This is a genomic window from Rhizobacter sp. P2_H2 (assembly GCF_056403375.1).
In genome coordinates this window covers 1-862 of record NZ_JBFUFP010001592.1, presented here as the reverse complement: position 1 = coordinate 862, position 862 = coordinate 1, and the positions used below count along the sequence as shown (strand labels likewise).

At 66.9% G+C, this 862-nt stretch carries 1 protein-coding gene and 1 pseudogene; both read right to left on the bottom strand.

Features of this window, described 5'->3' with window-relative positions; translation table 11 throughout:
- Positions 1–655: TolB family protein (locus AC1D15_RS34960; protein ID WP_477829690.1), on the bottom strand; the 655-nt coding region annotated here is incomplete at its 3' end.
- Between the two features lie 27 nt (positions 656–682).
- A pseudogene (locus AC1D15_RS34955) lies at positions 683–862 on the bottom strand (hypothetical protein); the annotation flags it as partial.

Sequence of the window (862 nt, the reverse complement as noted above, 5' to 3'; positions counted from 1 at the left end):
GGTTGAACACACGCTCGCGCTCGTACTCGTCGAGCGCGAAGCGGTTGCCGCCGACGCCCTGGTTGAAGAACGAGGTGCCCTGGCGGTTCGACGAGAACACGAAGCCCTTGCCGGCCGGCAGGTAGGCCGGGTCGACGTCGTCGCCGTCGGTGGAGCTGGTCAGACGCTTGAAGCTGCCGCCGGTCAGGCCGCTCTTCGTCATGTCGTATTCCCAGATGTTCCAGCGCCCGGTACAGGCCTTGGCGCCGTTGATCATCGAGGTGTTGGAGGTCTCGCACTTCAGCGCGAAGACGATCTTCTTGCCGTCGAACGACACCTCGGGGTCGGACACGTCGCCGTGGCCCTGGGTGATGTCCTTCGTGATGTTGTGCTCGGGCGCGCTCGGCGAGGATTTCTCGCGGATCATCAGGTCGCCGCCCTGGGCGTACGGGGCGCCGTTGGTCGGGTTCATGCCCATCGTGTTGACGCGCTGCGTGTACGCGAGCGGCACGTCGCCTTCCACCGTGAGGCTGGATGAATCGCTGGAACTGCCGCTGCCGCAGGCCGCGAGGACCGCGGCCATGGTGGCGAGCAGCGCGGCGCCGGCGAACCGGATGCTGCCTCGGTGCGCCCGGCGATCGCTCGCGGGGCCCTGGGTTGCTGTGGGGTACTTCATCTTCTCGCCTCCGATGCGGCCGGTCGTCTACTGCCGGCCTGGGTTGCCGGATTGCGGGGCGGCGCCCAGCAAGCCGGAGGAGTAATGCAGAACACCGTCCGCGTCGATCACGATCGCATCGACGCCCTCCTGCGACTCGACGAGCCGCATGCCCTCTGCAAGGCCTTTCACGAACACACTCTTGGACAGTCCTTCGCTCGTGAGCCC